General features: G+C 59.1%; 18 protein-coding genes. 8 read left to right on the forward strand and 10 right to left on the reverse strand.

The annotated features are described in order from the left end of the window. The gene (gene xdhB, locus RSF91_RS03445; RefSeq protein WP_332567097.1) at positions 1 to 2427 is read left to right on the forward strand and encodes a xanthine dehydrogenase molybdopterin binding subunit; all 2427 of its coding nucleotides are present in this window, start codon (positions 1 to 3) and stop codon (positions 2425 to 2427) included. A gap of 111 nt (positions 2428 to 2538) precedes the next feature. Beyond that, entirely contained in the window at positions 2539 to 3840 is a 1302-nt protein-coding gene (locus tag RSF91_RS03450) for an NCS2 family permease (RefSeq protein ID WP_332567098.1), read from the forward strand. A gap of 46 nt (positions 3841 to 3886) precedes the next feature. Here RSF91_RS03450 and RSF91_RS03455 read toward each other — a convergent pair whose 3' ends face one another. Both RSF91_RS03455 and RSF91_RS03460 read right to left on the reverse strand, forming a co-directional pair. Next, a complete protein-coding gene (locus RSF91_RS03455; RefSeq protein ID WP_332567099.1) occupies positions 3887 to 5026 on the reverse strand; it encodes an anhydro-N-acetylmuramic acid kinase in 1140 nt (379 codons plus the stop codon). Between the two features lie 136 nt (positions 5027 to 5162). Continuing rightward, positions 5163 to 6521, reverse strand: a complete 1359-nt coding sequence (locus RSF91_RS03460) for a M23 family metallopeptidase (RefSeq protein ID WP_332567256.1) — start codon at positions 6519 to 6521, stop codon at positions 5163 to 5165. A gap of 191 nt (positions 6522 to 6712) precedes the next feature. Between RSF91_RS03460 and tyrS the strand changes: the two genes are divergently transcribed. Continuing rightward, positions 6713 to 7945 (forward strand): tyrosine--tRNA ligase, encoded by a 1233-nt coding sequence (tyrS, locus tag RSF91_RS03465; RefSeq protein ID WP_332567100.1) that lies wholly within the window; start codon positions 6713 to 6715, stop codon positions 7943 to 7945. Positions 7946 to 8132: 187 nt separating this feature from the next. Here tyrS and RSF91_RS03470 read toward each other — a convergent pair whose 3' ends face one another. Beyond that, positions 8133 to 9119, reverse strand: coding sequence for a LysR substrate-binding domain-containing protein (locus RSF91_RS03470; protein WP_332567101.1), 987 nt, complete (start codon positions 9117 to 9119; stop codon positions 8133 to 8135). 105 nt (positions 9120 to 9224) lie between these two features. Between RSF91_RS03470 and glmU the strand changes: the two genes are divergently transcribed. Both glmU and RSF91_RS03480 read left to right on the forward strand, forming a co-directional pair. Continuing rightward, positions 9225 to 10655 carry a bifunctional UDP-N-acetylglucosamine diphosphorylase/glucosamine-1-phosphate N-acetyltransferase GlmU gene (gene glmU, locus RSF91_RS03475; RefSeq protein WP_332567102.1) on the forward strand — a complete coding sequence of 477 codons (1431 nt, stop codon included), beginning with the start codon at positions 9225 to 9227 and terminating at the stop codon, positions 10653 to 10655. Beyond that, entirely contained in the window at positions 10655 to 11449 is a 795-nt protein-coding gene (locus tag RSF91_RS03480) for a sensor histidine kinase (protein WP_332567103.1), read from the forward strand. Before glmU ends, RSF91_RS03480 begins: the two co-directional genes overlap by 1 nt. Before the next feature lie 34 nt (positions 11450 to 11483). Here RSF91_RS03480 and RSF91_RS03485 read toward each other — a convergent pair whose 3' ends face one another. Together RSF91_RS03485 and RSF91_RS03490 are read right to left on the reverse strand one after the other, a co-directional pair. Beyond that, on the reverse strand, positions 11484 to 12620 hold the full coding sequence (locus RSF91_RS03485; protein WP_332567104.1) for a GGDEF domain-containing protein: 1137 nt from the start codon (positions 12618 to 12620) through the stop codon (positions 11484 to 11486). Between the two features lie 98 nt (positions 12621 to 12718). Continuing rightward, the gene (locus tag RSF91_RS03490) at positions 12719 to 13237 is read right to left on the reverse strand and encodes an Lrp/AsnC family transcriptional regulator (protein ID WP_332567105.1); all 519 of its coding nucleotides are present in this window, start codon (positions 13235 to 13237) and stop codon (positions 12719 to 12721) included. A gap of 136 nt (positions 13238 to 13373) precedes the next feature. Between RSF91_RS03490 and glmS the strand changes: the two genes are divergently transcribed. Continuing rightward, positions 13374 to 15290, forward strand: a complete 1917-nt coding sequence (gene glmS / locus RSF91_RS03495) for a glutamine--fructose-6-phosphate transaminase (isomerizing) (RefSeq protein WP_332567106.1) — start codon at positions 13374 to 13376, stop codon at positions 15288 to 15290. A gap of 225 nt (positions 15291 to 15515) precedes the next feature. On the opposite strand, the gene RSF91_RS03500 is transcribed toward glmS, so the two are convergent. From RSF91_RS03500 to RSF91_RS03520, 5 genes are read right to left on the reverse strand one after another with little or no spacing between them, the layout of a single operon-like run. Further along, positions 15516 to 16307, reverse strand: coding sequence for a DUF4198 domain-containing protein (locus RSF91_RS03500; RefSeq protein WP_332567107.1), 792 nt, complete (start codon positions 16305 to 16307; stop codon positions 15516 to 15518). A 34-nt stretch (positions 16308 to 16341) separates the two neighbouring features. Next, complete coding sequence (locus RSF91_RS03505; RefSeq protein ID WP_332567108.1) at positions 16342 to 16689, reverse strand: DUF3325 domain-containing protein; 348 nt, start codon at positions 16687 to 16689, stop codon at positions 16342 to 16344. After that, positions 16689 to 18335, reverse strand: a complete 1647-nt coding sequence (locus RSF91_RS03510; protein WP_332567109.1) for a PepSY-associated TM helix domain-containing protein — start codon at positions 18333 to 18335, stop codon at positions 16689 to 16691. The genes RSF91_RS03505 and RSF91_RS03510 overlap by 1 nt, the downstream gene beginning before the upstream one ends. 35 nt (positions 18336 to 18370) lie before the next feature. Further along, positions 18371 to 18715, reverse strand: coding sequence for a DUF3649 domain-containing protein (locus RSF91_RS03515; RefSeq protein WP_332567110.1), 345 nt, complete (start codon positions 18713 to 18715; stop codon positions 18371 to 18373). Positions 18716 to 18728: 13 nt separating this feature from the next. Then, positions 18729 to 20786, reverse strand: coding sequence for a TonB-dependent receptor domain-containing protein (locus RSF91_RS03520; RefSeq protein WP_332567111.1), 2058 nt, complete (start codon positions 20784 to 20786; stop codon positions 18729 to 18731). Between the two features lie 81 nt (positions 20787 to 20867). Between RSF91_RS03520 and RSF91_RS03525 the strand changes: the two genes are divergently transcribed. Continuing rightward, the gene (locus tag RSF91_RS03525) at positions 20868 to 21560 is read left to right on the forward strand and encodes a response regulator transcription factor (protein WP_332567112.1); all 693 of its coding nucleotides are present in this window, start codon (positions 20868 to 20870) and stop codon (positions 21558 to 21560) included. Next, complete coding sequence (locus tag RSF91_RS03530) at positions 21553 to 22857, forward strand: sensor histidine kinase (RefSeq protein ID WP_332567113.1); 1305 nt, start codon at positions 21553 to 21555, stop codon at positions 22855 to 22857. The genes RSF91_RS03525 and RSF91_RS03530 overlap by 8 nt, the downstream gene beginning before the upstream one ends. Positions 22858 to 23035 lie beyond the last annotated feature (178 nt).

The raw sequence follows: 23035 nt of genomic DNA on the forward strand, positions 1-23035 counted from the left end.
ATGAACAATCCCCGCGAATTGACGAATGAACTGGTGGCCGAAGCCTTTGCCGACTACCGCAAGAACCTGGCTAACCGTATTGATGAGGGCGCAGAAGCCACGGCCCAGAGCCAGGGCGCACGCGTGGGCGTGAGCCGCAAGCATGAATCTGCCCACCTGCACGTGGCAGGTGAGGCTGCCTATATCGACGACCTGCCCGAGCTGGAAGGCACGCTGCACTGCGCTCTGGGCCTGTCGCCCGTGGCCCATGGCCGCTTGACTGCGTTGGCGCTGGAAGCGGTTCGTTCCATGCCCGAGGTGGTGGATGTCATTACCGCTGCCGATATTCCCGGTGTCAACGACTGCGGCTCCATCATTCATGACGACCCGATTCTGTGCGACGGTGAGATTCGCTATGTGGGTCAGCCCCTGTTTGCCGTGATTGCCCGCACCCGTGAGGCGGCAAGGCGCGCAGCGGCGCTGGCCAAGGGCGCAGCCACGATTACCGAGATGCCGCCCGTGCTGACGCCGCAACAAGCCCACGAGCTGGGCCAGTACGTGATGCCGCCCATGCACTTGGAGCGCAGCACGCACGCTGGTGGCACACGCGCCGCCATTGATGCAGCGCCGCATCGTGTCAAAGGCTCATGGGATGTGGGCGGGCAGGAGCAGTTTTATCTGGAAGGGCAGATCAGCTACGCCACACCCAAGGAAGATGGCGCGGTGCACCTGCATTGCTCTACCCAGCACCCTAGCGAAATGCAGCATCTGGTGGCGCATGCTTTAGGCGTGGCTTCGCACAGCGTGCATGTGGAATGCCGCCGTATGGGCGGTGGCTTTGGCGGCAAAGAATCGCAATCGGCGCTGTTTGCCTGCGTGGCGGCGGTGGCTGCTGTGCGCCTGAACAGGCCGGTGAAGCTGCGGCTGGACCGCGATGACGACTTCATGATTACCGGTCGCCGTCACTGCTTCTGGTACGAATACGAAGTGGGCTATGACGATGAAGGCCGTGTGCTGGGCGCTGAGATTTCCATGGTCTCGCGCGCAGGGCATTCGGCTGATCTGTCTGCGCCGGTGATGACGCGGGCGCTGTGCCACTTTGACAATGCCTACTGGCTGCCCAATGTCAGCGCCCATGGCTATATGGGCAAGACCAATACCCAGAGCAACACGGCTTTTCGTGGTTTTGGTGGGCCGCAGGGCGCGATTGCGATTGAAAGCATTCTGGACACGGTGGCCCGCAATCTGGGGCGCGACCCCCTGGATGTGCGCCGCGTCAACTTCTACGGCAAGACCGAGAACAACATCACGCCTTACCAGCAGCCGGTGACTGACAACGTCATTCACGAACTGGTGGCCGAGCTGGAGCAGACCAGCGACTACCGCGCACGGCGTGTGGCGGTGAATGCCTTTAACGCGCAAAGCCCTGTGCTCAAGCGCGGGCTGGCGCTGACGCCGCTAAAGTTTGGTATCTCCTTCAATGTGGCCCACTTCAATCAGGCCGGTGCGCTGGTGCATATTTACACCGATGGCTCGATTCTGGTGAACCATGGCGGCACGGAAATGGGTCAGGGCCTGAACACCAAGGTGGCGCAGGTCGTGGCGCATGAGCTGGGCGTGGCGTTTGAAAAAGTGCGCGTCACAGCGACGGACACCACCAAGGTGGCGAATACCTCAGCTACGGCGGCATCTACCGGAGCTGATCTGAACGGCAAGGCCGCGCAGGATGCGGCCAGCCAGTTGCGCGTGCGGCTGGCGGAGTGTGCAGCGCGCCTGCATGGCGGCGATGCCAAAGATGTGCGCTTTGCCAACGATGCGGTGCAGGTCAACGGACTGAGTGTGCCGTTTGCCGAGCTGGTGCGCAGCGCCTATCTGCAGCGCGTGCAACTGTGGTCCGATGGTTTTTACGCCACGCCGGGTCTGCACTGGGACGGCAAGGCCATGAAGGGCCACCCCTTCTTCTACTTCGCCTATGGCGCTGCGGTGAGTGAGGTGGTGATCGACACGCTGACCGGTGAGTGGAAGCTGCTGCGCGCCGATGTGCTGCACGATGTGGGCCGCTCGCTGAATCCTGCGGTCGATGTGGGCCAGGTGGAAGGAGCCTTTATTCAAGGCATGGGCTGGCTGACGACGGAGGAGCTGGTCTGGCATCCGCAAAACGGCAAGCTGATGACGCATGCCCCCAGCACCTACAAAATCCCCACCGCCAATGACTGCCCGCCCGTGTTTAACGTGCGCCTGTTTGAGGGCGATAACTTCGAAGACTCGATTCACCGCAGCAAGGCCGTAGGCGAGCCGCCATTGCTGCTGCCGTTCTCGGTCTTCTTTGCGATCCGCGATGCGGTGTCTTCAGTGGCCGCGCACCAAATCAATCCGCCTCTGCGTGCACCCGCGACTGCAGAGGCCATCCTGAGAGCAGTGGAAGCCGTTCAAGGGCACACTCCCTGACTTTTCCCATCGGGTGTTGTCGCCCCGCGGGGCGGCAGCCGTTCTGAATCATGGCTGTTTGCCGCGGGGCAAGGCTGTGCCTTGCCTGTAAAACAACACGGAGACTATGCAATGAACTGGACAGAGCGGATTTTCAAACTCAACGAGCACCACACCAACGTGCGAACAGAACTGGTGGCGGGGCTGACGACCTTTCTTTCGATGGCCTACATCATGTTCGTCAACCCATCCATTCTGGGTGACGCGGGCATGCCCAAGGGCGCAGTGTTTGTGGCGACCTGCCTGATTGCGGCGCTGGGCTCCACCATCATGGCGCTCTACGCCAACTACCCGATCGCGCTGGCGCCGGGCATGGGGCTGAATGCGTACTTCGCCTATGTTGTGGTGCTCAAGATGGGCTACACATGGGAGGCGGCGCTGGGGGCGGTGTTTGTCTCGGGCTGCCTGTTCCTGATCTGTACCTTGTTCGGCCTGCGAGAGCTGATTATCAAAGGCATACCGCAGTCCATACGCGTCTCTATCACCGTGGGTCTGGGCCTGTTCCTGGCGTTGATTGCGCTCAAGACAGCCGGTGTGGTCGCCCCTGACAAGAATACGTATTTGACGCTGGGCGATCTGCACAAGCCCGAGGCCATCATGGCGATTGCCGGCTTCTTGCTGATCGTGGTGCTGGATCGCCTCAAGGTGCCGGGTGCGCTGCTGATCGGCATTCTGGCGGTGACCGTGGCTTCGTTCTTCTTTGGTGGCAACACCTTCCACGGCATTTTCTCCATGCCTCCGTCGATAGCACCCACCTTCCTGAAGCTGGACATCATGACGGCGCTGACGACCGGCTTCCTCAACGTGGTGCTGGTGTTCTTCCTGGTCGAGCTGTTTGATGCCACAGGCACGCTGATGGGCGTGGCACGCCGTGCAGGTCTCTTGGTGCCTGAGCGCATGGGCCGCATGAACCGTGCGCTGCTGGCCGACTCTGGTGCCATCTTTGTGGGCTCCATGCTGGGTACTTCCAGCACTACGGCTTATGTGGAAAGCGCTGCCGGTGTGCAGGCCGGTGGCCGCACGGGCCTGACGGCGCTGACAGTCGCTGTGCTGTTCCTGGCCTGCCTGTTCATCGCGCCGCTGGCCGGTGTGGTGCCCGGTTATGCCACGGCCCCTGCGCTGCTGTTTGTGGCATGCCTGATGCTGCGCGACTTGACCGAAGTGCAGTGGGATGAAACCACAGAAGCTGTGCCCGCCGTGGTCACCGCGCTGATGATGCCTTTCACCTACTCGATTGCCAACGGCCTGGCCTTTGGTTTCATCACCTACGCCGTGCTCAAGCTGTTCACCGGCAAGGTCAGGGAAGTGCACTGGATCATGTGGGTGATTGCTGCGCTGTTCCTGTTTAAGTTTGTCTACATTGGCGGTCACTGAGTGAACGCACTGAAATAAAAAGGCGGCCTGCAAGGGCCGCCTTTTTTCATGCCGGGTAGATGGCGCCCAGAATGCGTGGGCCTTTGGCACCGGTGACGCTGGCCAGGTTTCCCGGCAGGCCCAGCATGCACTGGCGCGCCAGCCAGGCAAAGGCGGCAGCCTCTACCTCAAGGGGCGGCAGGCCGCGCTCTGCCGTGGTGGTGACGGCCACGCCGGGCAGCAGCGCGGCAAGGCGCTGCATGAGGTGGGTGTTGAGCGCGCCACCGCCGCAAACCAGCAATTGCTGGCCACCTTTGCCAAAGTGCTGCACGGCATGGGCGCAGCTGGCAGCGGTGAATTCCGTCAAGGTGGTTTGAACATCAACAGGCGCAGCCTGCGCTGCATGGTGCAGCAGGTGCTGGGCCAGCCAGTCGGCATGAAACAGATCGCGCCCGGTGCTTTTGGGCGGCTCTTGGGCCAGGTACGGGTCGCTGAGCATGGCGGCCAGCAACTCCGGGATGACTTGGCCGCTTGCGGCCCACTGACCGCTTTCGTCGTAGGCCTTGCCGGTGTGGCGCAGGCACCAGCCGTCCATCAGTGCATTGCCGGTACCGGTGTCAAAGCCCAGTACGCGGCCATCCGCACCCAGCACGCTGAGGTTGGCAATACCGCCGATATTGAGCACCAGCGCTGTCTGGTCAGCCAAGCCAAACAAGCCTTGATGGAATGCGGGAACCAGCGGTGCGCCCTGGCCGCCAGCGGCCACATCGCGGCTGCGCAGGTCTGCGACTACGGTGATGCCTGTCAGCTCGGCCAGCAGGGCGGGGCTGTTGAGCTGCAGGGTGTAGCCCGTGCCATCAAACATCTGCGGGCGGTGGCGCACCGTCTGGCCGTGCGCGCCTATGGCGGTGATCTGACTGGCTGCAACGCCGCTGCCGGCCAGCAGTGTCTGAACGACTTTGGCGTAATGGCGCACTAGTGCGTTGGCGGCCAAGGCTGCGCGGTGCAGTTCATCGGTGCCGCCCGGTGTGTTCAAGGCCAGCAGATCGGCGCGCAGCTCTGTATCAAAGCCGCAGCTGGCGTGTTGCAGCACTTGGGTGCCTTGGCTGAAATCGACCAGAACGCCATCGACCCCATCTAGCGAGGTGCCGGACATGAGTCCGATATACAGAGAGCTTTGGGCGGCTTGTTCAATGGCGTTGGGCATGGTGCAGGTCACAGAGTTGGCGCAGTATTCACTATCTTAGCTGTAGCGGATAGCGTATGTACAGCAAGCGCTACAGCCCATTTTGATCATAAAAAAGGGCTGCAATTGCAGCCCTTTGGGATGGTGTCTGGCCAGATCAGCGTACGCTGGCCACGGCATAGGATTGCGTGCCGGCATCCAGCTCAATGCGCATCTGCGCAGCCAGCTTGTCAAAATCAGGGCGTGCTGCCTTGCTGATGGGTTGGGCTGCATCGGTGATTTTGGCGATGGTCAGCGGGTCACGCTGCTCGCCCTTTTCACGGAACTCGAAGTGCAGGTGCGGGCCGGTGGCCCAGCCGGTGGAGCCCACGGCACCGATGATGTCGCTTTGCTCGACACGCTGGCCTTGTTTGACATCGATGCGGCTCAGGTGAGCGTAGACGGTGGTCTGATGGTTGGCGTGCTCGACAAAAATCACATTGCCATAGCCGTTTTGCACACCGGCAAAGGACACGGTACCGTCGCCAACAGTACGAACCTTGGTGCCAGTGGCTGCCGCAAAGTCGGTGCCCAGGTGGGCGCGCCAGGTTTTGTGGATGGGGTGTACGCGCATGGAGAAGCCGCTGCTGATGCGGGAGAACTCCACCGGGTAGTTCAGGTAGGCCTGGCGCAGGCTCTTGCCGTCCAGCGTGTAGTAGGCGCCTTTTTTGCTGGCTTCCTGGAACCACATGGCCTGATGTGTCTTACCATTGTTGTGGAACTCGGTGCTCAGCACGCGGCCAGCACGCAGAGGCTCGCCATCGGCTTCCAGCGATTCGTAGACCACGGCAAAGCGGTCGCCCTTGCGCAGGCCGCGGCGGAAGTCCAGATCACCTTGAAAGATATCAGACATCTGCATGGTGACGGAGTCTGGGATGTCGGCTGCATCGGTTGCTGCAAAGAACGAGGAGCGAATGACGCCACCGGCCAGGCGAGGGGTGGCCGTCAGCTTGGCAGTCTCGATCTTGGATTGCAGCTTGCCTTCAACACGGTCCACGGTCAGGCGCAGGAAGGTGCCATCTTCGTTGGGGGCCCAGCGCACGGTCAGCTGGCTCAACTGGTGGTCGGGCGTAGTTTCGGCGGAAACCAGGCGACCGGCACGGCCGAGCACGTTCTGGCGCATGGCATCGTTGCTGTGCAGAAAGGCGGCGGCCTGTGGGTCGGCAATGCCAAGGCGCTGCAGCAGCGACTCGGCCGTGTCGTTGCCACGGGTGGTTTCAGAGCGGTAAAGAGAGAACGACTGCACGTCTGTCAGTTCAGCCAGATCCTGACCAGCGGCCAGGGAGGGAACGGTTTCAGTCAGCGTGCGAACGGGGAGGTCGGCGGGGTCCGGGCCGAGGCTGGCCACAGCAAAGGCACCACTGCCACCGGTCAGCAAAACAGTTGCCAGCGCAGCCGTGGCGCGCTTGGGGTGTTTTTGCAGGGCCGATGTCAGCTGCACCCACAGGGCAACGCCGGCATTTTTCAAGCCAGTAATCAAAACTTCAAATCCTTGGGAGAGCGTGTCTGTTGAGTTGGCATTTGTTGCGGTCGACACGACTCCATCAGCTCAACCGTTCCATAAGTCCATCCGCAGAGGTCTATATGAGGGAGCAGTCTAGAATTGACCGTAACACCAAACCCCCAAGTATATCGACCGCGTCCTACCGCGCCTGCCGAAAAACCCTTATGAATCAATCTGCTGTTACAAGTTTCCCCGTGACCGACAGAGTGAACCAAGCGCTGGAAGTCACTCTTCGTGGGGTCGACGAACTGTTGCCCAAGGACGAATGGATCAAGAAACTGGCCAAGTCCGAAGCCACTGGCGTGCCTCTGCGCATCAAGCTGGGTCTGGACCCAACGGCTCCTGACATCCACCTGGGCCACACCGTGGTGCTCAACAAGATGCGCCAGTTGCAGGATCTGGGTCACACAGTCATTTTCCTGATCGGTGACTTCACCACGCTGATTGGCGACCCCTCGGGCCGTAACTCGACTCGCCCGCCCCTGACTGCCGAGCAGATCAAGGTCAACGCCGAGACTTACTACACCCAGGCTGCCAAGGTGCTGGACCCGACCAAGACCGAAGTTCGTTACAACAGCGAATGGTGCGATAAGTTGGGCGCGCGCGGCATGATTCAGTTGTCGGCTAAGTACACCGTGGCGCGCATGATGGAGCGCAACGACTTTCACACCCGCTTCACCGAAGGCAGCTCGATCAGCCTGCACGAGTTTCTCTACCCGCTGCTGCAGGGTTACGACTCGGTGGCGCTCAAGGCCGATCTGGAGCTGGGCGGAACGGACCAGAAGTTCAATCTGCTGATGGGGCGCCACCTACAGGTGGAGTTCGGGCAAGAGGCTCAGTGCGTGCTCACAATGCCTTTGCTGGTCGGTCTGGATGGCGTGGACAAGATGTCCAAGTCCAAGAACAACTACATCGGTATTACCGAAGATGCCAACACCATGTTCGCCAAGGTGCTGTCGATCTCCGACACGCTGATGTGGGACTGGTACACGCTGCTGTCCTTCAAGAGCCTGGCCGACATTGCGGCGCTGAAGGCCGAGATCGAAGCCGGTGGCAACCCCAAGCACGCCAAGGTGGCGCTGGCCAAGGAAATCACCGCGCGCTTCCACAGTGCAGAAGCCGCCGATGCGGCCGAGCAGGATTTCATCAACCGCTCCAAGGGCGGCATTCCTGATGAGATTCCGGAAGTAGCCTTCTCGGGTGCCCCCATGGGCATTGCTGCGTTAGTCAAGCAAGCCAACCTTGCCGCGTCGAATGGCGAAGCCAACCGCCTGATTGATGGCGGCGGTGTGCGCGTTGATGGCGTGGTGATCAGCGATAAAGGCTTGAAGCTGGACGCGGGCACCTTTGTGCTGCAAGTGGGTAAGCGCAAGTTTGCGCGAGTCACATTGAGCTAACCCCCTGAGGCGCTTTGCGCTTTCCCCTCTTTCCCTGCGCGCATCGCGCTAAGGAAGGAGGACACCCTCGGTGCGTTAAAGGGAAATATCTCTAAAAAGAGAGCTGCTTACGCTTGATACTGCTGTGTTTCAAATCATTTTGTGTTTGAAACCTTTGCAGATCAAGCGTGAGCAGCTCTCTTTTTGTTTATGGCTTGATCGTTTGCTCGTCCTGCATGGCGGCGCGGGTTTTGTCGGCTTCGGTCATCAGCCATTGGCAAAACGCCTGCACCTCGGCCCGCTCATGGCTGCGCGGGCCTTGTAGCAACCAGTACGACAGAGGGGACGCCAGCCGGTGGTCAGGCAGCACTTCGATCAGGTCACCGGCGGCCAGTGCATCGGCGACCAGCGGCAGGCGGGCAATGGCCAGTCCTTGCCCGGCCAGTGCGGCCTGCACGATCTGGTGGGCGTAGTTGAAGTACAGCCAGCGCGGCGGTTGCAACTGGTCGCAGCCGTTGGCGGCAAACCAGCGCTGCCAGCTCAGCCACTCCAGGTGGGGCATGCGGTGCACATCGCCGGTTTCAATCAGCGTGTAGTGGGCAGCATCGGCGGGGGTGCGCAGCGCAGGGCCGCTCTTTAATAGTGCGGGGCTGGCGACCAGTACCAGCTCTTCGCCAAACAAGGGCTGGGCAGATCGAGCAGATGCATCGACGGCCTTGCTGTAGCGGATAGCCAGATCGACATCAGTGGTTTCAAGATCGACTACGGCGTCGCCCGTGTCGATGCGTATGTCGATATCCGGGTGGCTGCGCTGAAAAGCCTCCAGGCGCGGAATCAGCCACATGGCGGCAAAGCTGGCCCAGGTGGTGATGGCCACGCTTTTACGCCCCGCCGTCTGGCGAATCTGGCGCACGGTGCTGTCAATGGATTCGAGCGCGGGTTGCACGGCATGCAGCAACTGGGCTCCGGCACCCGTCAGCTCCACGGCGCGGGAGTGGCGCAGAAAGAGGGGGATGCCGACCTCGTCTTCCAGCGACTGAATCTGGCGGCTGACGGCCGACTGTGTCAGGGCCAGTTCATCGGCGGCGGCGCGAAAGTTCAGGTGCCGGGCCACGGCCAGAAAGGCGCGAAGATGGCCTGCGCCAATGGCGCGGGTGCGAAGCAGCGGGGTCGGGCTGGTGGTAGCGTGGGGCATTGCCGCGAAAGCATACGGTGTTTGATGCGGCTCTTGCAGGCTCTTGCAAGAGCCTGATGCTGGTATGAGTCGATAATTGGGTGGTTTTTTATCTTCACAAGAACTATGACTGCACCTCTGGACATCGTCATCATGGCCGCCGGCAAAGGCACCCGCATGAAAAGCCGCCATCCCAAAGTGCTGCAAAAGCTGGCCGGACGTGCTCTGCTGCAGCATGTGCTGGATACGGCAGCGCAACTGAAGGCGCGCTCTGCGGTGGTGGTGACGGGCCATGGTGCGGCAGAAGTGGAAGCCGCCATTGCCGCCGCCAACAGTGGTGAAGGTGGTTTTGACCTGAAGTTTGTGCGCCAGGAACCCCAGCTGGGCACCGGCCACGCTGTGCAGCAGGCCGTGCCTGCGCTCAAGGATGATGGTCTGGTCGTGGTGCTGTCTGGAGATGTGCCGCTGACCACTGCCGACACGCTGCAGGGTCTGCTCGACGCTGCAGGCAACGACAAGATGGCGCTGCTGACGGTGACCATGCCTGATCCCACTGGCTATGGCCGCATCGTGCGCAACGAAGCAGGCACCGTGCAGCGCATCGTGGAGCAAAAAGATGCGAATGACGCCGAGCGCGCCATCACCGAAATTTACAGCGGCATCATGGCTGTGCCTGTCAAGCATCTGACGGCATGGCTGTCCAAACTCAGCAACAACAACGCTCAGGGCGAGTATTACCTGACTGACATCGTCGCCATGGCTGTGGCGGATGGCGTGCCCGTGGTGGGCCACCGCATTACCGATGTGCTGCAGGTCGCAGGCATCAACAGCCCCTTGCAGCTGGCAGAGCTGGAGCGGGCGCACCAGTTGCGCCAGGCGCGCCAGTTGATGGAGCAGGGGGTGCGCATGGCTGATCCTGCTCGTTTTGACCTGCGCGATGATGTGCGTGGCACCAAGGCCAGCCTGAGCTGCGGCCAGGACGTAGAAATTGATGTGAACTGTGTCTTTACCGGCCATGTCACGATTGGCACGGGTGCCCGCATTGGTGCCAACTGCCATATCAGCAGTGTGAGCATTGCCGAAGATGCCGTCATTCACCCCTTCACGCATATCGACGGCGAAAAGGCGGGCGTGGAAGTGGGCGCGGGTGCCTTGATTGGCCCGTTTGCCCGCCTGCGCCCCGGCGCCAAGCTGGGCCGCGAAGTACATATCGGCAACTTTGTGGAAGTGAAGAACTCGACGCTGGCCGATGGTGCCAAGGCCAATCATCTGGCCTATCTGGGAGATGCCATGGTGGGCGAACGCGTGAACTACGGGGCAGGCAGCATCACCGCCAACTATGACGGCGTGAACAAGCACCGCACCGTGATTGAGGCCGATGTGCACATTGGCAGCAACTGCGTGCTGGTGGCTCCGGTGACGATTGGTGCTGGCGGCACAGTGGGCGGTGGCTCTACGGTGACCAAGAGCACAGAAGCTGGTGCGCTGACCGTGAGCCGTGGCAAGCAGATCAGCATCAGCAACTGGAATCGCCCTGAAAAGCAGCCCAAAGCCTGATGGAGCAAGCGCAACACGCTTTTGAAAACATAGCGCCGCAGACGCTGGAAGAGGCGCTGGCGCTGCTGGTCCGGCGCGATGCCGAGCTGGCGGCCCTGCGCAGCGCGCAGCAGGAATGGGTGCATGCGGTGTCGCACGACTTGCGCGCACCGCTGCGCCATGTGCTGGCCTTCAACCCGCTGATTGCCGAGTTGCTGCAGTCGCCCAACCCCAGTGCGGATGATCTGGAAGAGGCGCTCAGCTTTTTGCAGACCATGGACCAGTCGGCCCAGCGCATGGCCGTCATGTTTGATGGCTTGCTGCAATTGTCGCGGGCCGATCGCCATGCACTGCAGTTGCAGTCCGTGGATGTGTTGCCTGTGCTGCATAGCGTGAAGAAGCGCTTGCAGGCCGATGCAGAGGGCAGGCAGATTGAATGGTGCTTGCCAGCGACTGCGCCGGCAGTGCAGGCGGACCCGTATTTGCTGGAGTTGGCGCTGACGGCTGCTCTGAGCAATGCCATCAAGTTCACCCGGTCTGTGCCGCAGGCGAGGATTCAAGTGGATGTGCGCTACGAGATGCAGGGCAGGGATTGCTTGATCGCGATTGCGGATAACGGCGTGGGCTTTGATCAGTCACGCGCAGGCAAGCTGTTTGGCGTGTTTCAGCGCATGCACCGCGAGGCCGATTTTGAAGGTGTGGGCACGGGCCTGGTGTTGGTGCGCAATATTTGCCGCCGCCACGGTGGCGACGCTGAGATTGAGGCCCAACCCAATGCGGGTTGCCAGTTGCAGATGAGCTGGCCCAAGGCCTGAGAAGCGAGCCGTTCGCAGCCCGCATAGGTCTATATCAGGCGCTGTTTCGCTCCTGCTGCTTTTGTGACTGTGAGGAAGCAGGCGTCAGGGTGGCTTCAAACCGCATCGGTATGGTTGCCGGGCTGTGAGAATTCAGGGGCATGCTGGCTGACACGTCAAACACTTGATCGCGGCCCGCATTTTTGGCGCTGTAGAGCGCGCTGTCGGCGGCCTTGACCCATTCAGTGACCGAGCCAATGCTGGCATCTGCAGCGGCAACACCAATACTCGCACTGACACGTAATTCTGGATATTCGCGAATGCGTATTTGCGCTAGCTTGTCGCAAATGCGCAGGGCGACGGAATATGCCTCTTTTGCATTGGCGTGCTTGCACAGGACGGTGAATTCATCGCCGCCGTAGCGGCCAGCAATATCGTGGCTACGCAGGCAACTGCGAATGCTCAGGCCAATCTGCTTTAAAACCTCGTCGCCCACAATATGGCCGTAGACATCGTTGACGGTTTTGAAGCGGTCAATGTCAATGACAAGCAGACTGGTTTGCTCTTGAGAGGTTCGATACTGCTGCAGTGCAGTGCGGGCCTTTTTCCACCAGTAATCACGGCTGTAAACCGTGGTCAGAGGGTCAATGCGGCCTAGTAATCTGAGCTGAAGATTTTGCTTGGCCAACGTCTTGAGCATGCTGCGAGTGGACCAGCTGGCATAGGCGCTGTGCAAGATGATTAATGGCAGCAGACTCAGCTGAACGACTAGAGGTGCATCCCACTGCGGAGAAGGGTGAATCAGCGCAGACATCAGCAGCATGCCTATGAGTAAGGCAATCAATGTGGAAGGCCAGCGGCGCTTGAGTCCGGTGTAGAAGCGGTCAGCCACGCCGATGGCCAGGATACAGAAGCTGGGCAGCAGGCTCCAGTGCATCAGTGCGACCCAGCTGCCGATGATCAGGGCATCGACCAGGCAATTGATATATTCCGCATGAAACGGGTCTTGGTGGTGCCGTGAATGCAGAAAGGCAATATGAGGCCAGACGAGAGCACTTACCGCAGTGAATGCCCACCATGCAATATTGCTCGGGTGATACGCCAAACTTGCGGCCACCACAATGCCCGCCAATGTCAAATAGGAGGCGCGCAAAGGGTAGGTACGGCGGTGAATCTCTCGATGCAGGGGCATCTGGCGAAACTTGCGTTAAGTCAAAGTGGTGAGAATAGTCTAATTAATAACAATTTGTATCAAAACTTAAAGCAATAGCGCAGCATATTTGCCACACATCAAGAGCATAAATACCTGCTAATGATGATTTCAGGAATTGGCAATTCAGTGCTGAACTTTGCACGCTTTATGCTGAAGAACGCTTTGACATTGCGCACATTCGAGTCTTGGGTAAAAAGCTTCTGGCTGAGGGCGAGGTAGGCAGGCATGTCAGTCGCTGCGATGATCAGAATGAAGTCGGGGCCAGGAGATACACGCCAGCATTGCTGCACCCAGGGCTCGGCAACGGCTTTGTGCTCGAATTGCAGCAAGGCCGTGCTGTCTTGCCGGTCCAGTGAGACTTCCACAATGACCTGCAGGCCATGACCGGTCAGCTTGGCCAGTTGCTCGCTGCTCAGGATGGCGACCTGTTTCTCGATCAGTCCAAGCTCTTGCAGGCGCTTGACGCGGCGCAGGCAGGTGGGGGCGGACAGATGCAGCAACTGGGCCAGGGCATGATTGCTGAGACTGGCATCTCGCTGAAGTTGCCTCAGCAGTTGAAGGTCAACAGCATCTAGGTTGATGGAATTTTCATTCATTAAAAGTAATTTTATTGAATAAAAAATCAACTCTTCAAATTTATGAAATATTAATTCAATATATGTAGTTATTTGAATGAATATTTAATATTTCAGCGGGTACTATGCCCAGCAATTCAACCCGAGGTGTACATCTATGTGTGGCATTGTTGCTGCGGTTTCTGACCGCGATATCGTTCCTGTTCTGGTCCAGGGTCTGCAGCGACTGGAGTACCGTGGCTATGACTCCTGCGGCGTTGCCGTGCAGGCGCTCGATGCCAATGGCCTGAGTCTGGGTCTGAAGCGCGCCCGTTCTACGGCCCGCGTGGCAGAGCTGATAGAACAGGTCAAGACCGAGCATGTGGATGGCCTGACAGGTATTGCCCACACTCGCTGGGCTACCCATGGTGAACCTGCTGTGCGCAACGCCCACCCACACTTCAGCCATGGCCCCGGCATTTCGGCTGTGGCTGATGCCGATGCACCAGCCCGCGTAGCACTCGTGCACAACGGCATCATCGAAAACTACGAAGCTCTGCGTAGCGAACTGCAAGGCAAGGGCTATGTGTTTGCAAGCCAGACCGATACGGAAGTCATTGCTCATCTGGTGGACAGCCTCTACAGCGGCGATCTGTTTGAAGCGGTGCAGGCTGCAACGACCCGTCTGCATGGCGCATTTGCCATTGGCGTGATGCACAAGGACGAGCCGCACCGCGTGGTGGGTGCCCGTGCAGGCTCGCCTCTGATTCTGGGTGTGGGCAAGGAAGGTGCTGAACACTTCCTGGCCAGCGATGCCATGGCACTGGCCGGTGTAACGGACCAGATCATCTATCTGGAAGAAGGCGACCTGGTTGACCTGCAGCCCGGCCGTTACTGGATTGTGAGCAAGAGCGGTGAGCGCCTGACTGAAAAGCAGCGCCCTGTAAAGACCGTGCACGCACACAGCGGCGCTGCCGAGCTGGGCCCTTACCGCCATTACATGCAAAAAGAAATCTTCGAGCAGCCCCGCGCCTTTGGCGACACGCTTGAAGGTGTGGAAAACATTGCCCCCGAGCTGTTTGATGGAGTCACGCCTGAAGGCAAGACCGGCGCAGCTGCATGGCGTGTGTTCAAGGAAATTGATCGCGTGTTGATTCTGGCTTGTGGCACCAGCTACTACAGCGGCTGCACCGCCAAGTACTGGATTGAAGCCATTGCCGGAATCCCCTGCAGCGTGGAAGTGGCCAGTGAATACCGCTATCGCACCAGCGTGCCCGACCCCAAGACACTGATCGTCACCATCAGCCAGTCGGGTGAGACTGCCGACACTTTGGCAGCCCTGCGCCATGCTCAAGGCCTGGGCATGAAGCACACGCTGACCATCTGCAACGTGGCCACCAGTGCCATGGTGCGTGAATGCGAACTGGCCTATATCACCCGCGCAGGTGTGGAAATTGGCGTGGCATCGACCAAGGCCTTTACGACCCAGCTGGCAGGTCTGTTCCTGCTGACGCTGGCACTGGCACAGTCCAAGGGCCGACTGACTGAAGAGAAAGAGCAGCAGTACCTGACTGCCATGCGCCATTTGCCTGTCGCACTGCAATCGGTGCTGGCTCTGGAGCCGCAAATCATCAGCTGGGCTGAAGACTTTGCGAAGAAAGAAAATGCACTCTTCCTGGGCCGTGGCATCCACTACCCCATCGCGCTGGAAGGTGCGCTCAAGCTCAAGGAAATCAGCTATATCCACGCCGAGGCCTACCCTGCGGGTGAGCTCAAGCACGGCCCGCTGGCGCTGGTGGATAGCAATATGCCCGTGGCTATCGTGGCGCCAAACGACGAACTGCTGGAAAAGCTCAAGAGCAATATGCAGGAAGTGCGCGCGCGTGGAGGTGTGCTGTACGTGCTGGCCGATGCCAAGAGCAATATTGAAAGTGCAGAAGGCATGCATGTGATTCGCATGCCTGAAAACTACGGCGCGCTCAGCCCCATCCTGCATGTGGTGCCGCTGCAGTTGCTGGCGTATCACACGTCCCTGGTGCGTGGTACCGATGTGGACAAGCCCCGTAACCTGGCTAAAAGTGTGACAGTGGAATAAGCGACACACTTAGCAATTATTAGAGCTAATAAAGTTAGCCGAGCAGCAGGGTATCCCACTCTTTGCTTGAGCTAGCCGCCGCAAAAAAGCGCTCAGATGTGAGCGCTTTTTTTTATGTCTAGAGCTTTGCGGCGCTGTTGCATAAAGTGGCTACTGGCTTGAAGAGCGGCTTTCGCACAAACGGCTGCGGCCAGCGCTGCCCAGGAAAGCTGGAGCGATTCAAACTTAAGGCAGAACTTCTAGTGTTGCTGCGTAGCTGAGCGTTTTTTGCTTGGCCTGTGGAAATGTTGCTGCCACTTTGGTTGCAGCGCTGATCCAGTACAGACCTGCACTGGGCCAATGAATTTGCAGGCGCCCTTGTTCATCAGTCACCAGGTTCATTTGTTGTGTGCCGTCGCGGTAACGTGCTGCGCCAGGGTGGATGCTGACTTTGAGCTTGGGTGCGGGCTGTCCATCCTGCAAAAAAGTGAGCGTGGCAGGCTCGCCTTTCACCAGGTCATTTGGATGGGTGTCGTAGCGCACTTCAAGTCCTTTGCCGCTGGGTGTGAGTGGCGAAGGCTTGCCCATGGTGACAAAGGTTTCTACGCGCGAAGCCACCTCGTTGACCGACAGATTTTCTGCATTAGCAGGTACCGACTGCGCAAAGTCTGCCGCAGGACCATTCCAGCGCTTGGGCTGACCATTGTCTTGCCACTGCACACGCAAACCGTCATTGACTACGGCAGCCCGCCAAGTGCCGGGGGCAGTGAGCTGCCATTCAAAAACGGCCTTGTACCGAAAGCGTTCAAGCTTGGCTGGCTCTACAGCAGCGCCTGCTGGGCTGATTATTTGCAGGCCCTCCAACGGCAGTGCGTTGTGGTTGAAGAAGAACAAGTCATTCCCGCGCGCGGCATCGATAGACACCCACTGATGGGCCGTGGGCGACAGCACGGTGGATGAGGGAACGAGAAACGAGCGGTGAGCTTGCGCCAGCAGCGGCAGAGCCAGCAAATGTGCAATGGCCAATGCTTTGCACACAGACCTTATGCATGTATTTTTTCTAGTCATTTTTTTAGAGAAGAGTTAAAGCCATGGTCGCGGCAATCAGTAAAGCGATGCCAGACGCCGGTAGCAGAATTCGCGGGGAATAGCTCAGCAGCGCAGCGACGGGGAGCGCTGCGAACGTCAGCAAACCCAGCCATACGATTGCGGCAACAGATCCGGTTTGGCCCACCATGCAGGCAGCTAAAGCCAATGTCAGCAACGCTGTGCCAGCTACGCGTAGACCGTGATTGGCTGAGCGAGCCAGAGTGCGCCCCAGTACCTCTTCCTGGTGTCTTTCCATGGCCACGCTCAAGGTGGCAAAAGCGGAAAAACTCAGCAGCAGTGCCACCAAAGCCATCAAAACAGTGGGTTGCATCAAACTTGCCTTTCCTTAGCTTGCGGTGCCAGCGTGGCAGTTGCACCACTGCCTATGGCTTGTGGGGCATGCTTGCCTGCAGCCTTGCTGGTTGGCGATACGGGGAGCGGTAAGTGCAGCAATTTGAAGGCCGCAAAGCCATGGATGGCGGCAAGCACGAGTGCGACCAGATCAAAGCCCGCTACGCTCCACAACCCAGCGGACATGGCTGCAGGCAGAGGAAGCCCTCCAGTCGCGGCATTGAGTAAAGGCAGGCAGGCATAGAGCAATGCGGCCAAAGCCAACTGCTCGGTCCAGGCTCGGCGGTGACTGCGCAGCAGCGCGTGAACGGCGCACAGGACCCAGACAAGGAAGAAGCAGCGAATTTCCCAGTCGGACCGCTGAGTGGTGCCCACAGGGATCAGGCGGTTGCTAAAAAAGTATGCAGTCGTGGCAACGGATAGACCCGAAATCGATCCCACATTCAGCACTTCAACCAGACGGTGCGATAAAGGCGTTCGGCCAAGCTTGCGCCGTTCAGGCAGGCGTTTGACCACCCAGAGCACCATGCCTGTAGCAGCCATCAGCGTGCCCACTACACCGCTGAGGAACAGCAGCCAGCGCAGCAGCGGATCGGCAAAGCGCCCCAGGTGCGAGCTGGTCAGAACGTTGTAGATGGCCGTGGGTGTGGAAATGGGTTTGGCTGCGGGTGCGTCCAGCATCTTGCCGCTGATGCCATCAAACACCATGCGCTCGCTGGCACCACGGTTGATCAGGCTGTTACCGCCTTGTGACCGCAGCTCTATGCGCGCGCCAACGGTATTGGGCTGATTCACCACAATCGTGCCTACGCCACGATCTGGCCAGCGCTGCTGCGCTTGCGCCATCAGCGGTGCAATGGGGGTCATGGTGACTGGAGCCGCGTCCGCCGCATTACTCTCTACACCACGCTTGCGCTGAGGCTGGTCTGCTGCAGGGCGGGTGCTGCCACGCATCTCGTTGAAGTAGGCGCGTGTATCTCCTTCATAGACGGCGCTGGCCCCCCAGGGCATGAGCATGATCATTAGCAGGAGCAAGCCGCTGAAGGTAATCATGATGTGAAAGGGCAAGGCCAGAATGGCCGTCATATTGTGGGCGTCCAGCCATGAGCGCTGCTGCTTGCGTGGGCGAAACGTAAAAAAATCGGTGAAGATTTTCTTGTGCGTGATGACGCCGCTGATGATGGCCACCAACATGAACATGGTGGCGATGCCCACAATCCAGCGTGCCCAGATGCGGGGCATGGCGTAGAGCTCGAAGTGAAAGCGGTAGAGAAAGCTGCCGCCGCGTGTTTCACGCACGGCAATTGCATCACCGGTCGCTGCATCAAGTTCGGCGCGCTGTGTGCCTGCTTTGCCTGCGGGTGCATCCTTTGCACGCCAGCTTGCCTCCACCGTAGGATGGCGCTCTCCGGGCAAGGACAGTGTCCAGGTCGCAGCATCGGGAGCCAGGCGCTGCATGCCCTGCAGAGCCAATTCAGCGGTGTTGGCGGATGGCTGTGACTGGTGCAGCTCAGGCTTCATCCAGACATTGATTTCGTCCAGAAAATAGCTCAGCGTACCTGTGAAGAAAACCGCATACAGCAGCCAGCCCAGCAGCAGGCCGGACCAGGTGTGCAGCCAGGACATGGACTGCCTCAGTCCTTCAGGCTTGCCGTCAACTCTCATGGCTGCCACCCCATGGATACGGCTGAGCCACCGAACAATGCGGCCATCACCAACATGCCCAGCCAAACCCTGGTGGTACTGCGGGCGCGGAAAGCCCAGATGACTGCGATGGAGTGAACCACAAAGGCCAGCATGGTGGCGGTCATCACGGCATTGATGCGGCTGACACCCAGATGGGTGAGCGCCAGCCCGGCACTGGCGCAGAACAGCGCAGATAGTCCGTATCCACCACCGATGGCGGCTACGGCGCGCGAAGCAATGGTCCAGCGATAGTGCGATAGCGTGGACATGCCGCTGCGAGCAGGGCCTGTGACATGTCCGAGGGTTTGTTGGTCAGGCATGGTGGCAGTCATCTCAGAAGCGGTAAGCCATCTTCACCCACAGGCGGCGGCCATCTTCAGCATAGGAATAGGCCGCGCTGGTGTTGCGCGGACGTACGTTGTTGGTGAGGTTGTATGCCACGACGTTCACGGTCAGGTCCTTGCGTGGCGACCAGGCCGTACCTAAATCCAGAGTAGCGACCGAGCCCACAGATTCAGACACTGCACCGCCCGAACCCCAGCTGATCAGCGATTCACGACCGCGGTAAGTCACGGTGGCAAAGGCGGAGAGGTTTTCCATCGCCTTCCAGTTCAGGGTAGCGCTGGCTGCGTGCTTGGGTACAGCGACCAAGGGCTGACCGTCAGCCAAGGGGTAACCAAAGCCCAGAATGTTGACGCCCGCGCTTTTGACCTTGGAATCGGTCAAGGTGTAGTTGCCCGACAGCTTGAGCGAGGGGCTGAACTGGTAGCTGCCCGCCAATTCCAGGCCGCGAATCTTGGCCTTGGTGATGTTGAAGTAGGTGCTGAAAACACGGCCGGTATAGGGGTCGTTGGGCACAGGTGTGCCGTCGGGGTAGACCAATTGGCGCGAGCCGGTGTTGACGATCTTGTTGGTGTAGTCGGTGTCAAAAATCGTGGCATTGCCACGGAATGCACCGCCAGCATCGTAGTAAGCGCCGATTTCGCGGTTGATGCTTTCTTCGGGCTTGAGATTTGGGTTGCCCCAGGTCTGTGCGCCGCCGCGCTGGGGCAGGCCGATGTTGGGGTTGATCTGGGCAATGCTCGGAGACTGGAAGCCCTTTGCCACGCCACCCTTGATAGTCCATGCACTGCTGAGATTCCATACACCGTACAGGCGCGGGGTCCAGTGGCGGCCAAAGAATTCGTTGTCATCCAGGCGCAGGCCGCCTGTCAGACTAAAGCTGTTCGTAATCGCCCATTCGTCTTCCACAAACAGCGATTTCTCGGTGAACGAAGCATCAATGCCCTGGCCCAGACCCAGAGGGTTGGCGTAATAGCCATCGCTTTTCAACTCGTTGCGGCGTACCTGAAACCCGGTCAACAGCATGTGATTGCCCAGCGGCACGGCCAGCTTGCCATCCAGCACGGTATTGCGGGTCTTGGGCTTGGCAGTTTGCAGCTCGCCTTCTCGCACCGCAGTTTCTTGCGACAGGCTCAGGTCGGACACGCCAAAGCCCCAACGCCCCTTGTGGCTCAGTGCATAGTTTTCACGGATGTATTCGTTCTGATTGCGGCTGGCGGTAGGTGCGAGAGTACGGCCAGGCGTGGTCCAGAATTCCTGGGTGGAACGGCCTGCTTCCAGCATGAATTCATGGTTTTTATTGGGCGTGAGCCACAGGCGCAGATTGCCGGTCTGGCGCTTGGACTTGCCAAAGCCGTCCAGCACGGAGTCTTCTTGGCGGCGCTTGTCTGAGCCCCAGAACTGTAGACCCAGCGTGTCGGCGATCAATGGGCCGGACAGGTAGAGGTCACCCTGATTGGTATCGCCTGCTTTGCCTGAATCCTGAAAAGTGTGCTCGGCAGAGATCGAACCCGACCAGTTTTTGGCTACTTTGCGGGTGACGATATTAATCACGCCGCCCATGGCTTCGGAGCCATACAGCGTAGACATGGGGCCGCGCACGACTTCAATGCGCTCAATGGCCTCAATGGGCGGAATCCAGTTATTGCTCAGACCTTCGGAAACCCCGCCTTTGAGCGTGACACCGCCGGTGTTCTGGCGGCGGCCATCAACCATGATGAGAACATGACTTGATTCCATGCCGCGAATGGAGATTTCGCCTTTGTCGCCACCCATCACCCCAACGCCGGGCACATTACGCAGCGCGTCGGTCAGGGAGCGAAACTGCTTGCTCTCCAGTTCCTCGCGCGTAAGTATGCTGATGCTGGCCGGAGCACTTTTGACATCTTGCTCATAACCCGAAGCTGTGACGGTCACCGCTTCCATTGTGGTTTCTGCGATTTTTTCGGTGCCTTGGCCATAGGCCAAAGTGGTGGCCAGCGGCAGTGCAAGCACCACAGCGCCCCGTGCCAGTTTTGCAGATGGGCGCTCAAAAAACTGCTCTCTCATCAAACCCTCGTCTCGTTAAATTACATCTAAAATGAGTATCACTTTCATTTGTAATCGCAATTCCTGATCAACGTCTGACCGATGAAGCTGCTGATAGTTGAAGATCACCAAGAGCTGAATGCGCTGCTGTGCCGGCATCTGGAGCGCATAGGCTTTGCGGTTGATGCGGTGTCCACGGGGCGTAAGGCCTTGCACGCCATAGCCATGGGTGACTACGACGCCATGCTTTTAGACCTTGGTCTGCCTGATATCGATGGCATGGAGGTGCTTGAGCAATGCCAGAAAATCGGCAAGCGCATTCCCTGCATTCTGTTGACTGCACGCGATGCGCTGGAAAGCCGCTTGGCTGGCCTTAACGGTGGCGCGGATGACTATGTGCTCAAGCCCTTTGAAATGACTGAGCTGGAAGCCCGGCTGCGGGCCGTGTTGCGCAGAGCGCAAGCTGTGCACCAGCAAAAGCTCAGTTTAGGCAATGTGGCGTTTGAGACAGAGTCGCGCTTTGCGACAGTCAATGGCAAACAGGTCGACTTGTTGCGCCGCGAAGCCATGCTGCTGGAGGAAATGCTCAAAGTCTGGCCGCGCATTACCGTCAAGGAGCGACTGGAAGAGCATCTCTATGCCTCGCGCGAAAGCGTCACCCTCAATGCCGTGGAGGCGTTGGTCTCTCGCCTGCGTCGCAAACTCAGAGAAGGTGGAGCCGATGTGCAGATTGATACCGTGCGCGGCATTGGCTACCGCATGGTGCTGCCTGTAGAAACCGGGGCGAATGCCTAAGCCAAGCCTGGAGAGGCGTGTCTTGCTAGGAATGGTGCTGGCGTTTGGGGCTGGTGCTGGCTCGTTAGCGCTGTCGCTCTACGATACCCGCGATCAACTTCGGCGCGTAGTGATGAACATCCAGGCGCGTGAAATCAGCGCAGGGTTCACCATGCAAAGCGACCCGGCCACACTGCCCCAAAGCTATGCGGGTGGTGAGCTGTCGTACACGCTGTATTCCCCGGAAGGGCAGGCGCTGTGGTTTTCAGACAATCTCAGCAGGCCGCGCCGTTTGCGTCAGCCCATGTCGCCAGAGCCACCGCTGTTTCAAATGCCCATTCGCAGTGGTGAAGTGATCAATATGGCCGCGCCACTGGCCGATGGTGCGACCTTAATGGTGGCCAAGCGCGATGTGCTGGAGCGCCAGACCATTGGCCAGCTGCTGCACACCAAGATGCAGCAGAGCCTGCTGATTCTGCTGCCCATTTGCTTGTTGGCGTTTGCATTGATTTACGCAATGATGCGCTGGACTCTGAAACCGGTGCAGGATGCTGCGCGCTTTGCTCAGAATATTTCGTCGAGCAACCCGCAGCCCATACCGACAGAAAAATTGCCTAGCGAGATGCATCAGCTGGCCCAGGCCGCCAACCAAGCCCTGGACAAACTGACGCATGCGCTGGCCCATGAAAAGCAGTTGGTGGCCGATGCAGCGCATGAGCTGCGCACGCCGTTGACGGTGCTGGACTTGCGCTTGCAGCAAGCCCGGTTGGATGAGCGCCCAGACTGGAAAAGTATTGATGCCGATATGGCGTATCTGCGCCAACTCACGAGCCAGCTGATGCTGCTGGCTCGCCAGGAGCGCGGGCTCGATTCCCAGCAGAAAGAAGAATCCAGCACCACGCAGCTATCGCGTATGGTCCGCGAAGTTACCGCCTCGATGCTGGCCTTGTTTGATGAGCAGGGGCGGCAAGTGGAGGTGCAACTGATCGATGGCATGCAAGTCAGGGGCAATGCCAGCCTGCTGAATACGGCGTTTCGTAATGTGCTGGAAAACGCCTTGTTTCATGGCAAAGGCAAAGTTTGCGTCAGCATGCGCTGCGATTCGGAGTGCGTTTACTTGACGGTGGCAGATGAAGGCCTGGGAGTGCCTGCCGAGCGGTGTGAGCAGATGTTTGTGCGCTTTCATAAAGGCACGCAAAGCAGCAAAGGGGCGGGATTGGGATTGGCCATCACGCGGCAGATTATGCGGAACCTGGGCGGTGATGCGCGTTTTCTGGATCAGCGCCATGGACAACTTCAGCTGCAATTTCCTCGATAGTCAGAGTGGATCTTTGGGTCTGCGCGTTCTAGACCAATCGTGAGTGTTTACGACATTCGCTGAGCAAGCGATAAAGTTAACGGTCTCGTAAGCCGCATGGAGCCAGCTCGTTATTCCGCAATTAAAGTCTGTAAACACTGGTCACGGCTATATAACAGACCTGCAGATGCAGGCACGC

It is taken from the genome of Comamonas sp. (assembly GCF_036643215.1).
In the GTDB taxonomy this organism is placed as follows: Bacteria; Pseudomonadota; Gammaproteobacteria; order Burkholderiales; family Burkholderiaceae_C; genus Comamonas.